Origin of the sequence: Paenibacillus sp. FSL H7-0940 (assembly GCF_037979415.1) — a bacterium.
In the GTDB taxonomy this organism is placed as follows: domain Bacteria; phylum Bacillota; class Bacilli; order Paenibacillales; family Paenibacillaceae; genus Paenibacillus; species Paenibacillus amylolyticus.
Window position 1 is genome coordinate 5,770,936 of sequence record NZ_CP150280.1, and the last position, 14,970, is coordinate 5,785,905.

Sequence of the window (14,970 nt, forward strand, 5' to 3'; positions counted from 1 at the left end):
CGTTTAGTGTTCAGAATTTGGTAAGGGCTCTACAGTAAAATGGTAAGGCAAGCCATATGAACTTGATGAATTTTATCAGTTTCTGTTGTAAGGATGGAATGGCCAAAGAAAAGGGAAAAAGTTTCTGGTTGCTGCAAAAATTTTAGAAGTGGAGGAGATTTTCGTTTGAAACAAAAACGCAATATAGGTAAACCGATATTGTCTTTATTTCTGGCAATGTTGCTCGTCTTGCAGACAGTGATATACTCTACCGCCGCATATGCGGAGAGTGTGCCAACCGATTCCGGAATGGAAGCCGTCATTGAATCTGACTCACCGAGTGCCGACGAACCACTTTCGGTACCTGAGGCAGTGTACGATGCACCGAATAATTTCGTAGCGATGGTGGCAGTCCCAACGGACAAAACAGCGGTATTTATGGAATCCAATTCAACCTTTCCGCTGGAAGTGACGCAGGGGAATGCTGTTATTAATCCAAACGGTATTATTCAGGGTAGACAGCCCTTTACGCTCAAATCGGAAGGTCTCAAGGTACCAGTGAATGGTGATGACCCAAATCCCACTAATGCAGATCCTGAGAAATACATCCAAAAGGGTGACTGGATCGAGCTGAAAAGAGAAGATTACTTCAAGGAAGTGGTGCTGCCAACAGCTACTAAAACCTTGAATGCACAGACGGAATCAGGTACAAAACAGCTGGGCACCGCCTATTTCACTCCAAATAGCATCAAGATTGTATTTAACGGTGAAGATAATTTTTTCAATGGTGTTGGACGAGGTATTGCCTTCAGCTTTGAATCTACTGCCAATGCAGATATAACGGGACTAGCGTATGGCGATAAAAAGCCGATCAACATCTTTGGTGGTGCATATCAGCTAGAGAACCCAGATGTTACAGCAGAGTATAACATTACTTTAAGCTCGCCTGGAATGATCAGGTGGGATCAGTATGGTTACCGCGGGATTCAGCCAGCGCAATTGGTTGAAGGTGCAATTACTTGGGAGTCAAACGTCTCTGCATTCGATCAGTTTGATAAAACAGTCAAATTGCCGTTAGACGGGAAGACATTCTATACGAATCCAGCCACTTATAATACGGGTTTTGGAAATGTCCGTGGTATCTATAAGGAGGGTTCATTCAAAGTAAACGGCCAAAATGTAACGCCAGTCATTGGGGCCGACGGATCGTTGACTTACATATTTCCGCAGGGAACAGGTCTAGATCCAAAGGTTGAATATAAAACATGGATTCCAAAGGAAGCTTATTATTACGAACATCGGAATCCGCCAAACAATCTTGGTCGCAGCTACCGGGACATGAATGGCAAAGTGGAACTGAGACAGGACAACAACATGTTGGTACAGGCAGGTCAGGAGATTTCTTTTGCTCCCGACTGGATTCAAGCCAGCGCTTCGTATGACCATGCGAATGAAACCATTACATGGAAGATCGCGGTTAACCAATATAATAAAAAAGAGTTAAAGGACTTTACCATCACAAATGTATTACCGGCTGGGCTGGAATTTGAATCGGCTGCATGGCAGACATGGGTAGATGGCGCTGTATCTGAAGAAACGCCAATTACACCAGATTCAAACGGCGTGTATTCCTTCGGGGATATTAACGGAAAAGTCGAATTGTTGATTAAAAGCAAGGCGATAAGTGGTTCCAGCTTCCAAATTGACCCTCGTGCCAACTGGAATTTGGATACACCAGGGGTTATACAGAACAACGATGTAATGACGGGTAAAAGACCTATTGCGGTGACAGATGAGGCAGTCGTCAGCATTGGCGCACACACGTTTACAAAAACAGGCGCAGTATCAACCGAGGATTATAACCTGGGCAGTATCACGTGGACCGTTAATCTAGCACCACAGTATGCCTTACCTAACGCGGTAGTATACGATGTCCTTGTGCATGGCGGTGACTTGAACGTCTTGGACAACGCTGTAGATGAAACCAGCGAGGTGAGTGCGGAGACAATTGCGAAAATTAAAGCAAATATCACTTCTGCGCAGCTTTGGAAGCAGTACAAAGCGGGAACTCTGAAGTCGAATGCAACCGGATTGACGATGAAAGCTATTCCATTAACCGTGGACGGTAAAGTGGTGGCGGATTTGATCAAGGTGACCGGATACACCGAAGAAGCGGCATCCTTCAGCTTCCGTGCACTTGAGACCAACCCGAACATTCTCTTCAGACAGGATATTAACGCAGGGAAAATAAGCTCGAATCGGGCTTTGCTCATTGATGGCGAAACCGTAAAAAAAGCAGATAACAGCGCCAACCTACACCTGCATATGTTGAACAAGGATATGCTCTTTGCTTCGAGGCCATTAAAAGTAGATGGTACTTTTGACAATGTGACGCCGAATAACGTTAGCAGTTACATTAGAAATGATAGCAATGAAGCATGGACAATTTCTGGCTATGACAGGACAACCAAAACGGTCACATTCCGTTTAGGGGTAAATATGCCTGGATATAACACAGAAGAAATGGCTAAGGATGGCGGTAATCGAGTCATTAGTAATATTAAGCTAGTGGATACACTTCCCGAAGGGTGGGAATTTGTTCCTTTCTCTGAAACTAAGGATTTTGAGCTTTGGAAAGGATTTTCGGACAATGGTGCAGGAACAGAATATGGTGTTAGAAACGATGCTAGAACTCTAATTGAACCAGGTACTAGTTCTCATGTAGTCCATTTTTCACACATTGGAAACGAGGGTACTTTCACCTTCTCCAAGTTGGAAAGTCCTTATATTATTCTGGTGAAGGCAAGACCTTCCAATGATGCTCTGCAGAAGTATTTAGAGGAATACACCATCAACGGCACGGACAAACAGGTGCTGTATAACAAAGCCGACCTTCATATGACATGGGGTGGAGTGGAGAAGGTTGTCACCGAACAGCGCAAAGTTATTGTACCTATTCAGACCCTTGGAAAGTCGGTAACTAAGCCAGTTCCAGGAGTGCTGGAATGGACGGTGAACTATACCCCGCCATTTAACATGAAGCAGGGTGTTTATTTGCAGGATACCTTGGGTGCAGGCATGAATTTGCGTTATGAAGAAAACGGAAAGCTTGTGCTGACATCACCTAGTATGGCAGTCTATCCTGCTAAATTGACCGCAAGCGGCACTCTTGAACGAGAGGGCGCAGCACTGGACCTCAGCGACCCGAATGCTGAAGTTCAAGTAGAAGCTGCACCAGGCACGGGTGGCGCTACGGTTCTAACATTTAAAATGGACGACCCTAATCAGCTTTACCAGTTTGTGTACCAAACAGAAGTTGATCCATCTAAAGCGAAAGCTGGAGACACAATGGGCAACGAGGTAAAACTGGAGGGCGATGACAATCTGAAATCTGTCAGTGCCAGAAGCGAAAGTACGCTGGACAGTTCGGACGTGGCTGGCAGTTCAAGTTCCAATGCTCTGTTGCCTCTGAAAAAGGTAGATCCCAATGGCAATCCGCTAAAAGACGTAGAGTTTACACTCTATAAGAAAGACGGCGGAACTATAATCACCAAAGGAAAAACCGATAGCGGAGGGAAACTTAATCTGCTATTCCCTGATCCAGGGTATTATGAGCTGAAAGAAACTTATATTGACACCAATACTTGGCTGCCAACTACAAGAGTATACCAAGTATATGTAGGGAATACGCCAGGGAAGCCCATCTGGGTTGACGGGGTGAAATTAACCTCTGATAATCCACTGATCGTGCCTACACCGGCCCAAGGCAAGCTGACCATTACCAATAAGGTGGAAGGCAACGGCAGTGATCCGGACAAAGAGTTCGAGTACACCGTGACCATCACCGGCGAAGGTAAGGACAGAGAGTATACCTATAAGAAGTCGGATGATACGTTCGGCACGATCAAGAGCGGAGGCAAGATTACCCTTAAGCACGGGGAATCTGTGACGTTCCCAGCCTTGCCTGCGGATCTGGTCTATACCGTAAACGAGGCTGATTATACATCCGTTGACGGTTATACGACGATACCGGGTACGAGAGAGCTGTCTGGCTCAATCGTGAATAAAGGTGATCACAAAGCGGACTTCATCAATGAACGGACCGTTAACAAGCTGACCATCAGCAATACGGTCATGGGCAACGGCGGCGATAACACGAAGGAGTTCGAGTACACCGTCAACTTTGAGGATACAGGCAAAGAGGAAAGTTACTCTTACTTGAAGACGGACGGCAGCACAGGTTCGATCAAGTCCGGCGGTACTTTCCGCCTCAAGGATGGAGAGACACTGGATATTTTGGGTCTGCCTAAGAATCTGAAATATACAGTTACCCAACAAGATTACCCAACCGATGAATACATGACTACTCCTGAGGAACGGTACTATACCGGAGTCATGAAAGGCATTGATGAAGATGCCCCGTTCACGAACGTGCGAGTCTTGAAGGGCGGCCTATTAATCAGCAACACAGTTAAAGGCAAAGATGAAGACAAGAAGAAGCTGTTTAAGTACACGGTTGCCTTCACCGGCGAGGGATCGGACGAATCCTACGTCTATGAGAAATCAGACGGCAGTAAGGGTATGATCAAGAGCGGTGAGAGCTTTGAGCTTACAGATGGACAGACGCTCATTGTCCAAGGGCTTCCAACCAATCTTCAGTATAAAGTGACCCAAGATGATTATACGGAAGATGGCTATGTGACTGATCCAGAGAGTCTCATTCACATGGGCACTATTCCAGAGAAAAAATTATCTGAAGCACATTTTGCCAATACCCGACCGTATCTGGAAGGCGTGTTGCGTAACAATAACACAGGAGAAGTCATTCCGAATGCACCGATTACGGTAACTGATCTGAAGACAGGCGAAGAGATTCAGACGCAGACGAACGAGAAGGGTGAATATTCAATTCCAGCCGTAGCGGATACCGATTATACGATCAGATATACGAAATTGTATCGGGTAGGCGGTAAGGATGCACCTGTTGAATTTACGCAGAAAGCAAAAGTGAACAGCAGTGTAACGGACGAGACTGTTCCAGCGGACATTACGGCCGTGGGGATCATTCTGTTCAAACAACTGGATGGAACAACAGTGCTATTCAATGATTTGTTGACTAGCCAGATGCATATCTATTTGAAAGACAAGGATGGCAATTATGTTAAGGAAAACGGCCAACCTAAAGCATTCCCTATGGCTACGAATGGAACGTTCTCTGTGGAAGGGCTAAGCGAGCAGAAGTACACAATGGAAGTTCGCTATCAAGCTGAGACCGGCGAGGAATTGCTCCTCAAAGTGGCGCAACTTGACGTTAAAGCTAACGGAGAGCTGAATATTTCAGAGGAGTTAGTCGACCCTTACGGTACGGTCTATGATGAAACGACAGGAGATGCCGTCACTGGCAAGAAAATTGATGGAGCCAAAGTTACACTGTATTATGCGGATACGCAGCGGAATAGAGATAACGGCCGCATTCCGGGTACGAAAGTAACGCTTCCAAAGGTTCCAAATTTCCCGCCGTACGACAACGAGAGCCCGGAGCAGAGTAGTGATGCAGATGGCTTCTATGCGTACATGGTGTTTCCTGAAGCGGATTACTATCTGATCGTAACGAAAGACGGATACGAAACGCACACAAGTGGTACCATTTCAGTCGATTTTGACATTGTCAGGTACGATGTGCCAATGAAGCCGATTAGTTCTGGTGGCGGCACCGGCGGCAATGGTAACAACGGAGGCGGCACCGTAACACCTAGTCCAGGTACCGTAACACCTAGTCCAGGTACCGTAACGCCTGGTCCAGGCACGGTAACGCCAGATCCAGGCACGGTAACGCCAGATCCGGGCACCGTAACGCCAGATCCGGGCACCGTAACGCCAGATCCAGGCACGGTAACGCCAGATCCGGGCACCGTAACGCCAGATCCAGGCACGGTAACGCCAGGTCCAGGCACGGTAACGCCAGATCCAGGCACCGTAACGCCAGATCCGAGCACTGTAAAGCCAGAACCAGGCATCGTAACGCCTGAACCAAGCAATGGTAACGATCAGCTTAAGAACGATAGCAACGAGTTGGACGATGCTCCGAAAACTGGAGATAACAGTGAATCGCCATTCTTGTATATGGTTTTGGCGCTGATGTCCTTAATGACGATTGGGTTCTGTCTGCTCGGGTACAAGAAGAAAAAGCACATCCAGTAATGGAAGGGAAGGCGGTAAGAAAATGAGCAAAACTAAAAAAATTCTTATCGCTGTTTCCTTGCTTGTGTTGGTATTTTCACTTGTCAGTCTTGCGAGGACTTTCTTGCGAGATTATGCCGAGAAGCAGAAAATCGAAGAGTTAACAAAGGTTTGGAAAGAAGGTTCAGAACAAGGTGGAGGGGATGCATTCCCCTCCCTTTTGTTCAATAAAGGCAATGAGCCGGTTAAGCTTCCCGAATTTCGAGATCTTTACGAGAGGAACTCAGACATCGTCGGCTGGCTGAAGATTGACGGTACCCGAATTGAGTACCCAGTCATGCAGAGCCCACAGGATTCGGAGTACTATCTCAATCATGATTTTGATAAAAATGAAAACCAAGGCGGTCTTCCTTTTTTGGACGAGTCTAGTACGACCAACCATTCGGACATTTTGCTGATTCATGGTCATCACATGAAAAGTGGTTGGATGTTTAAAGATTTAATGAAGTACAAGAACGAAAGCTTTTATCAAGAACATGCGACGTTCCAGTTCAGCACGCTTTATGAAAAGGAAGAGTATGAGATTGTTGCCGTTATTCTGTCAAAAGTTTATCGCAAATCGGACGACGTGTTTAAATACTACCAGATTGAGAATGTAAATACGCCCGCCGAGTTCGATTCATATGTTCAGAATATCAAACAACGCTCTCTTTATGACACAGGTGTAACAGCACAGTATGGTGACAAGCTTATTGTGCTGTCCACATGCGAGTATTCGACCGAAAACGGTAGGTTAGCGGTGGTGGCTCGAAAGCGTTAATTGACGATGCTGAAAAACAAAATCAATCTGCTTTATTTCGCGTTCTCTCCTTAGAGGACGCGATTTTTCTTGTCCCCGAAATAAGGTGCTCATGGACATGAAGGCCTGTTCCAGTCGTCAAAATGGGAAATGGCGGGTTAAATCGACAAATCTATGTTTCTATGATAGGGTTGAAGCATCCCATAGGCATTCTACTCTTCGGAGTAGAGTGCCTTCATGTATATTATGGGTGCTTACATTAAATGTATTTTAAAATTAATTGGATCGTATATGGAGGTGGTGATGCTATGTTTCTCTCTTTAGCCCCAACAGGGGATGGTTGGATGAGTATGAAAAATGTGAAAATATCATTTAATAAAGAGGAGCGAACATAGCATGACTACTAGTTTTCAAGCGGAGAACCGCATTCCATTAAATACATCCCGACTTAGGGATTTACGTAAATCCGGGCGTTTGCCAGGTATTGTGTTTGGCAAAAATACGGAGAATGAAATGATTCATATTCCAACAATACAATTTCAAAAATGGTTGAAGCAGGGTACGTCTGGTTTTATCGAACTGCAGTTTGAAGAGAAAGACTCATTGACTGTATTGTTGGAAGATCTCCAGCGTGATCCAGTTACACGGGATTTACTTCATGTGGATTTTCAGCAGGTGCAGACCAATGAGATCCTGCGTACTAAAATTCCTGTCAAGTTCAACGGCACACCGATTGGTACAAAACAGGGCGGAGTCGTGCAAGTTCAATTATCTTCTATTGAAGTGGAGGCATTGCCGAGACACTTGCCAACGTCGATTGAATTTGACATTAGTGCTATGGAACTTGGAGAAACGTTACATGTAAGTGATGCTACGTTTGCACCAGATGTGACGGTGATCTCTGAGGGGAATGAGTCTCTACTCTCTGTAGTTAAACCTTAACAATTCCAAATTTTTAAAGCTGAATAAGTCAAAATTAGCCGTACGGGTGATCATCCGTATGGCTAATTTGTGCTGATTATGAGATGTTGGCGTGCTCCCATCCTTACAAGGCGGGTAGTCTGGAATTCACCTCGCGTATGTCTTTTGCTCGTGTACAGGCGCAATGATCCTGATATTTCGCTACCCTTTCAAAGTTCATTCGCAAAATTCAGGTGTAAAGTAGGTAGACTCAGGAAAGGTAATCACTATAATGGAAATAAGATACATATATAGCTGAACCTGACCCGCTAAGGTCATTGGCATAACATTTCTAAACAGGGCGGTGAGCGAAAAAAAATGGACAAATTAAAGAATAGCGGATTCTATAAACTGAGATTCTTCATCACTCCTGAAGAGTTTAAAAGCCTTTTGCAGCTTTTGGAGCATCGGCAAGCGCAATTCTATCGTACCAATGCTGCCCGAACAGAGCATGATTATAATCAGGTGTACGAGGAGTATCAGACGTTCTATCAGTATTTTGTGGCAGGAGAAAAGAGAGATGACATCCATCCCTTCTTTGTTTACTCTATTTCTATTGCATCAGATCAGGAAAGTTCAGGATTTTTTGTGAGAAATGAAGGGGTTTCTTTTCCATATCACGGACAATGGGCAGAGGATGAACTGCCGTGTATCTTGCTTTCATTTCCGAAAGGTTTTCAAGTTAACTTGGAAGATGAAAAAGGAAAATACTATATATATGAGGATATCCGGGACCATAAGCCGCTGACCTATGCATTTTTCGATGAAATAAGAGACTCTATCAAAAAAATGACTAAACTCCTTCGCTTCTCAGCCCTTGATGCAGATGCGATGAAGGAGCAAAAGCCCTCTGTGCGTATAAGCAATGATGCAATGCACGAATTGAGCCAATCGTGGATATTCAGTAAATATGGACTTGTGATTCATGGCAAATAGGAGGGGGACGAAATGATGTTCGCCCTAAAGCTTATCTGTACCTGGGTACTGCTAGTTGCCTCATGTTCCGCAGTGTGGTGGAGTTTCAGAACAGAAAAGCTTATAACCATCTCCTGGCTGGCATTTTTGCTACCGGCTGTCTTCCAGCTTGTTACCGCTTTCCGGATTGGTCCAGGCCAAGCAAAGTCACTCATCGTGTTCGGCTGTATCAATCTGGTGTTTGCTGCCCTTGTGGGTGCAGGTGTCTGGTATCTAGTCCAAATAGCCAATTCATATCGAAGGGGCAAATGATCAACGAATGGAAAGGGGAACTCTATTCATGAAGCCAATGCAAGAAATAGAGACACTGGCCATAGAGATCGCTGCTGCCGCCAGAAAGTCTTTTTGTACTCTTTTTGAAAATGGTGAACGTTACTATTATTGTACGTTATACACTACTGGCGAAGGACATGCGCCAAGTATCTCTGCATGGTCGTGGGAAGCTTTGGCGTTGGAATCGGCTAGACAAGCAGAGGAAAGTGATACGCCGGTATCCACGATTGCGGATCTCATCAAATGGTCGTATGCGGATTCGCCCTATTGTTGTTTTGGGGATGATTACTTTGCCGATGTCAAACAACGATATAACGAGCGTCCTTTCATTGCGGAACTGGAGAATGATGATTGGAAGCGCGAGTTGGATGTGAGGCTGAACGCCATGGAGCTGGCGATGAAAATGCTCGATGATGAAGGCGTATTTGTCTTAAATCAATCGCGAGAGTCCGTATGTGCCCTTGTTGAAGTCATGCCGCCGGATGAGATCAATACCGAAATTGCCTTACGTTTGAATCGGGCGGAATCTCCGGCTATGCAAGCATGGTTGGCGGAGGCGGCAGAATAGAAGCATCTGCAATTTAGGGAGTTTTGACCTTCTATAATGTACCGTTTCGGCTCAATTGGCTGAATAAGATGATTATGATAATAGGACTATAATTCTCGAACCACCTTTGTACAGTAAAGGGTGGTTCTTTTTTGTGTCTGCGACCCTCTGACAAACACACTTTTTCTGCCTTGTCCACATTTATACCTCACCAAAACTATTTAATTGCATCTAATAGATTATCAATAAAAAGGAGGTTTTGAGAATGGGAAATAGAAGACCTGGAGCACCTAGTGGTTATGACCCTGTTCAGATCTATAACTCGACTTCGTTTAATGCGAGTGGAGTAGTGGAGTATGCATCCATTTTTTGTAGCAACGATAGATATAGTGTTCAGCGTGACGAGACTTGGAGATCATCCGACCGTGGTGTGTGCCTGGTAACTAGAATCACCGCGACGGTTAGAACACCGAGTGGAAATATTGAGGCTGAACCGTATACCTCTTCTGGTACTTCGTACAGCCAGTTCGCCATTATACAGGTAGGGGTAAATCAGTTCCGAGTGACACGTGTTACAAGTGCGATTAGAAAATGCCGGAAATAACCGAAGAGGGTTAATATCGAGATTAGGCACGAAACATGAAGAGACGACTTGCCGGGCTAGCAGGCAGGTCGTCTTTTTTCGTTTTAATGTTCTTTGTACCATAATATTCTGCGGTGCATCGAGGAATCTTTCAAAAGTCGGAAAGGCCGTAAGGCTGGTTGATAATTGCCTTCGATAATCCAAATTCGCCGTTTCTTGTCGATGGCTATATCGAACCCGACTTGTCTAAGCATAGGGTAATGCTCTCCCAATCGTTTGGCAGCTACTCGTGCAACTTGTTCCGCTCTGACAAGTAAGCGCCGATCTCCAATTCGAGCTAGTCTCAGTGCTTTAAAAACGGGAAGGGGGCGGTTATTCACATTGGTGACTTGGTATCCTTGTGCAGCGACTTTAGCATAGGAACCTGTCACGTTCCAAGTGGACGAGGAACTCTTTTTGCGCTGAACCATGATCCGAATGTCGAACGGCCTGTGTTTAATTTGAGCAAGCTGCAGACGCTTTTGGACAATATATTCATCACTTTTGATTGTTTGTTCGAACCATTCGAGTAACTGCTCGTTGTCTCTCATGGTGACTGTGTTATTTTCATTTTGAATACGATAAGCATTTGCACCGCTTCGTTTAATGAACAGGATACCCCTTCCGTAACTGCCATTACGAGGTTTCAGTACAACGCTGGGATACTGAAGAAGCATCTTCGTTAGCGTATCCTTCTCAAGCAACTGTGTCTCTGGCAATCGTTCAGAGAGAGAGGGCTCATCGCGCAGAATGCCATACTGCAACCATTTGTCTCTTTCGAATAACATTGGAATCACAGCCTTTTTCAATCGTCTACGGTAATTCTAATTCAAATTCGTGATCCGCATAAGTGGCCATTCGTCCAGATTTATAAGTCGATGCATGTCCAATCGGTCGATGGAGACAGAAGATGAACTTTTGCGAGAAATGACTGCATTCTGGGGAGGCGTTCATTCACGCTTCGAGTGGCTTCTGGATAAGCAAGGGCACTTCTATCACCACCGTGGACAACTGCATGCCATGCTGGTACATGTGCTGAAACGAGAGCCGAATGTGCAATTGTTCGAGTAGTGCTAGACTAACCCTCAACTAGTATTTTTCGCCTATAAACTAGCTTATAAAAGAGTGCAACTTTTTTACCAATATATATACAAGTTATTCGTTTACTGTATGCCTTTTCGATGTTATACTCACAATATTCAAAAAAGAATCTGTGAAAATATGTCGAATTGAGGCTTATCAGGATGATTATAGGTAGACAAAACGGCGAAACGATCATCCTCATTCCATCACTTGAACCGGATGAGAGACTTCCAGCCTATGTACGGCAATTGCGAGAGTATGGATTTACTAATATTGTTATTGTAGACGACGGATCTGGTGAGGCCTACCAGTCGATTTTCGAGGAGCTTCGTGAGAACGGTTGTGCTCTGCTGACACATGCGGAAAATCAGGGGAAGGGTGCGGCACTCAAGACCGGATTTGAGTATATTGGGAAGCAATTCGACGTATCTTCCTTCGTCGTAACCGCTGATTCAGACGGACAACACGCAGCTGAAGATGTATACCGCATAGCCCAAGAAGCAAGGTTTCATCCGAATTCGTTGGTGCTCGGGGTAAGGAATTTCAGCGAGGGGAACATACCTCCAAAGTCCCTGTTAGGCAATCGAATGACCTCCTTTATTTTTGCCATGCTGTATGGTAAAAAACTGTCAGATACCCAGACTGGGCTTCGTGCCTTCGGTCCAGGGTTACTTGCGTTTATGCAGGATGTTCGTGGCACTCGATTTGAATATGAGCTGCAGATGCTCATCTCGTGCATTCAGTCTGGCATACCGATTCATACGATGCCAATCCAAGTCATTTATGAGAATGGCAATGCAGGCACTCATTTTAAAGCGATCCAGGATAGTGCTCGGGTCATGGGGGTGTTGTTCTCCAATTTCCTGCGGTTCATTTCATCATCGGTGGCCAGTTCTGTTATAGATTTGGGCATTGCCTGGTTTTTGATCGATGCGTTACGGCCCGTATTGGGTGAGCAACACTATTTAAGAATTCTGCTTGCAACCGTGATTGCGAGAGTTATTTCCATTGTGGTCAACTATGTACTGAACAGACACTTTGTATTCCGCAAGGAGGATAGCCAGGGAAGTCTATGGCGCTATCTGACGTTATGCGGAGTAGTGATCTTGCTTTCCAGTACCGGTGTATATATATTCCATACCGTTCTCTTCGTAGATGAGAAATTGGCGAAATTCGTCTGTGATGCCTTGCTGTTCCTGCTCAGTTTCCAATTGCAGCGAAGATGGGTATTTGCAGCAAGGAGGAAGCAGTTGTAGTGCAAAACGAAAAAAGGCAGAATATCTTTTTTGTCATCACGATGATCCTGATGTCGATTTATTTGGTATGGCGTACGTTCTTTACGTTGCCATGGGGTGAGGGCGTTCTGAACGTCATTTTTGGTATGCTGCTGATTGTGGCTGAAACGGTCACCGTACTGACAACCTTTGAATTATTCTTTCAAAAGATGCAAAAAGAACGTACACAGCTCGACTTTCCAATCGTTCCGCCGGAGTATTATCCGGATGTGGATGTATTTATTGCTACGCATAATGAGCCTGTTGATCTGTTATATAAAACCGTTAATGCCTGTACGTTCATGGATTACCCGGACAAGCAGAAGGTTCATATCTATCTCTGTGACGATGGAGCAAGAACTGAGGTGGAGGAGCTTGCCAGACAGTTTGGCGTGGGGTATCTGGGGTTCCCCGGAAACAAGGATGCCAAGTCTGGTAATCTGAACAATGCACTGAGCAAAAGCTCTTCGCCGCTCATTGCAACGTTTGATGCGGATATGATTCCGCAGCACACCTTTTTGATGAAAACGGTACCCTATTTCATGCTCTCCACGTTTATTAAGGAGAATGAGGTATGGCGTCCTCGCCGAGAGGACGAGATGGACCCTAAGTTCAAGCTTGGTCTGGTACAGACCCCGCAAAGCTTCTACAATCCGGATCTATTCCAGTTTAACCTGTATGCAGAGCAAGGTATTCCGAATGAACAGGATTTCTTCTCCAGAGAAGTGAACATCCTGCGTAATGCCTCCAATGCGGTAGCCTATACAGGAAGTAATACGATCATTTCCCGGCAGGGCATGGAAGACATCGGAGGTTTTCCGCTCAATACAATCACCGAGGACTTTGAGACAAGCATCCGCTTGCAGCAGGAAGGTTATATTACCTATGCGACTCAAGAGGTTCAAGCTGCCGGGCAGACAACAACAACAGTGAAGAGCATGATTAAACAACGAATTCGTTGGGCACGGGGTATCATTCAGAGCCTGCAGAATACGCGTGCACCTTTATCTGGCAAGCTTCCTTTCTGGACGAGAGTGACCTACTTAAGCAGTTTCTTATACTGGTGGTCCTTCTTTAATCGGTTGATTTTCATTTTGGCACCTATTTTGTTTGCGTTATTTGACTTCCAGATTGTGAACACAACCTTCTGGCAAATCTTAATATTCTGGCTTCCATCTTATTTCTTCTATAGTGTATCCATGCGATATCTGTCCAGCAATATTCGGAATCAGCGATGGAGTCAGGTTATCGATACCATATTCATGCCTTATCTGATCTGGCCGGTTCTACTGGAGACGCTGGGTATTCGTGAGAAAAAATTCAAAGTCACCAACAAAAGCAGAGCAAGCGGTCGACAATGGATGTCTGCTCTGTTATATGCACTTCCGCATATCTTCTTGCTGTTGCTTTCCATTGCAGCCGTGATTCGGTATGTGAATGGCAAGTACGGCATTGCGCTGTTCTTCAGCAGTATTATTATTTTCTGGCTGATTCATAACATGATTGCGCTGTGTTATGCCCTGTTCTTCATGGTTGGCCGCCGTGCGTACCGGGAGACAGAACGGATTCGGGCGCAGGAAGATGTCACGATTCACGACCAAGCCAACAATCTGCGTTATCAGGCTAAGACGGTCGATGTATCTGAGCAAGGTATTGCCTTCTATGTCCCATATCCCATTTATTTGGCTGAGCAGAAGATCATCTCTCTGGTTGTCAAAACCGACCGGTATGAGGCCAATCTCGATGCAGTCATCGTTTATGTGAAACAGGATGGAGAGGGCTGGCGTTACTCCGCAACGGTTCAGCCGATTGATGAGAATGATAACCGCCAATACATGCAAATCATCTACGACCGTAAACACTCGTTGCCAGAACAGATGAATCTGTGGGACACGGCTTATGACGATATGTTACGTAATGTGAAAAAACGGATTGTTCAACCCAGATCGGATCAGCGAAAAATGCCGCGGCTTTCCCTTCAGCTTCCAGTTCATTTCACCAATGAGGCTAGCTGTACGCTGCGCAGCTTCAATTATCGTTTCTTCTCCGCGACGGGTTTCCATGGTGATATTGCGGCAGGAGCGGTCGTTACTTTTTATACGAAGAGTAATATTGAAGTCATTTTGCAACATACGGGAAAAACGACAGCTCGTGAGCGCGAAGTGCTTCTCTCGGTGGAGAATATCGATGATATTGTGGAGAAGGGCCTGATCGACCAATTGCTGACTGATTTGATTCAGCCACATTCTGATCGTGCCACCAGAGAGGGTTAGGAGAG

General features: G+C 45.3%; 11 protein-coding genes. 10 read left to right on the forward strand and 1 reads right to left on the reverse strand.

Annotated features, from left to right (window positions below):
• Positions 1 to 165: 165 nt before the first annotated feature.
• From MHB71_RS25540 to MHB71_RS25570, 7 genes are all read left to right on the forward strand, one after another.
• Entirely contained in the window at positions 166 to 6,180 is a 6,015-nt protein-coding gene (locus tag MHB71_RS25540) for a carboxypeptidase regulatory-like domain-containing protein (RefSeq protein ID WP_340027987.1), read from the forward strand.
• Positions 6,181 to 6,202: 22 nt separating this feature from the next.
• Positions 6,203 to 6,979 carry a class B sortase gene (gene srtB / locus MHB71_RS25545; RefSeq protein ID WP_340027988.1) on the forward strand — a complete coding sequence of 259 codons (777 nt, stop codon included), beginning with the start codon at positions 6,203 to 6,205 and terminating at the stop codon, positions 6,977 to 6,979.
• A 375-nt stretch (positions 6,980 to 7,354) separates the two neighbouring features.
• Positions 7,355 to 7,900, forward strand: a complete 546-nt coding sequence (locus MHB71_RS25550) for a 50S ribosomal protein L25 (RefSeq protein ID WP_127547476.1) — start codon at positions 7,355 to 7,357, stop codon at positions 7,898 to 7,900.
• Between the two features lie 336 nt (positions 7,901 to 8,236).
• Positions 8,237 to 8,854, forward strand: a complete 618-nt coding sequence (locus tag MHB71_RS25555) for a hypothetical protein (protein ID WP_340027989.1) — start codon at positions 8,237 to 8,239, stop codon at positions 8,852 to 8,854.
• A 12-nt stretch (positions 8,855 to 8,866) separates the two neighbouring features.
• Positions 8,867 to 9,145 (forward strand): hypothetical protein, encoded by a 279-nt coding sequence (locus MHB71_RS25560; protein WP_100526859.1) that lies wholly within the window; start codon positions 8,867 to 8,869, stop codon positions 9,143 to 9,145.
• 28 nt (positions 9,146 to 9,173) lie between these two features.
• Positions 9,174 to 9,734, forward strand: coding sequence for a DUF4303 domain-containing protein (locus MHB71_RS25565; protein WP_340027990.1), 561 nt, complete (start codon positions 9,174 to 9,176; stop codon positions 9,732 to 9,734).
• Between the two features lie 244 nt (positions 9,735 to 9,978).
• On the forward strand, positions 9,979 to 10,317 hold the full coding sequence (locus MHB71_RS25570; protein ID WP_051449797.1) for a hypothetical protein: 339 nt from the start codon (positions 9,979 to 9,981) through the stop codon (positions 10,315 to 10,317).
• Between the two features lie 83 nt (positions 10,318 to 10,400).
• On the opposite strand, the gene MHB71_RS25575 is transcribed toward MHB71_RS25570, so the two are convergent.
• Positions 10,401 to 11,123 carry a YheC/YheD family protein gene (locus tag MHB71_RS25575; RefSeq protein ID WP_340027991.1) on the reverse strand — a complete coding sequence of 241 codons (723 nt, stop codon included), beginning with the start codon at positions 11,121 to 11,123 and terminating at the stop codon, positions 10,401 to 10,403.
• Positions 11,124 to 11,217: 94 nt separating this feature from the next.
• On the opposite strand from MHB71_RS25575, the gene MHB71_RS25580 reads away from it, so the two are divergent.
• The 3 genes from MHB71_RS25580 (at position 11,218) to MHB71_RS25590 (ending at position 14,965) form a co-directional block, all read left to right on the forward strand.
• Entirely contained in the window at positions 11,218 to 11,406 is a 189-nt protein-coding gene (locus MHB71_RS25580; protein WP_340027992.1) for a hypothetical protein, read from the forward strand.
• A 173-nt stretch (positions 11,407 to 11,579) separates the two neighbouring features.
• Complete coding sequence (locus MHB71_RS25585) at positions 11,580 to 12,674, forward strand: bifunctional glycosyltransferase family 2/GtrA family protein (protein WP_340027993.1); 1,095 nt, start codon at positions 11,580 to 11,582, stop codon at positions 12,672 to 12,674.
• Positions 12,674 to 14,965: a glycosyltransferase family 2 protein gene (locus MHB71_RS25590; RefSeq protein ID WP_340027994.1), complete on the forward strand. Its 2,292-nt coding sequence runs from the start codon at positions 12,674 to 12,676 to the stop codon at positions 14,963 to 14,965. The genes MHB71_RS25585 and MHB71_RS25590 overlap by 1 nt, the downstream gene beginning before the upstream one ends.
• Positions 14,966 to 14,970: the final 5 nt, after the last annotated feature.

Bases quoted from the DNA above. Each gene is read 5' to 3' on its own strand.
- srtB (WP_340027988.1), top strand. From the start codon at position 6,203: ATGAGCAAAACTAAAAAAATTCTTATCGCTGTTTCCTTGCTTGTGTTG.
- MHB71_RS25550 (WP_127547476.1), top strand. From the start codon at position 7,355: ATGACTACTAGTTTTCAAGCGGAGAACCGCATTCCATTAAATACATCC.
- MHB71_RS25555 (WP_340027989.1), top strand. From the start codon at position 8,237: ATGGACAAATTAAAGAATAGCGGATTCTATAAACTGAGATTCTTCATC.
- MHB71_RS25560 (WP_100526859.1), top strand. From the start codon at position 8,867: ATGATGTTCGCCCTAAAGCTTATCTGTACCTGGGTACTGCTAGTTGCC.
- MHB71_RS25565 (WP_340027990.1), top strand. From the start codon at position 9,174: ATGAAGCCAATGCAAGAAATAGAGACACTGGCCATAGAGATCGCTGCT.
- MHB71_RS25570 (WP_051449797.1), top strand. From the start codon at position 9,979: ATGGGAAATAGAAGACCTGGAGCACCTAGTGGTTATGACCCTGTTCAG.
- MHB71_RS25575 (WP_340027991.1), bottom strand. From the start codon at position 11,123: ATGTTATTCGAAAGAGACAAATGGTTGCAGTATGGCATTCTGCGCGAT.
- MHB71_RS25580 (WP_340027992.1), top strand. From the start codon at position 11,218: ATGTCCAATCGGTCGATGGAGACAGAAGATGAACTTTTGCGAGAAATG.
- MHB71_RS25585 (WP_340027993.1), top strand. From the start codon at position 11,580: ATGATTATAGGTAGACAAAACGGCGAAACGATCATCCTCATTCCATCA.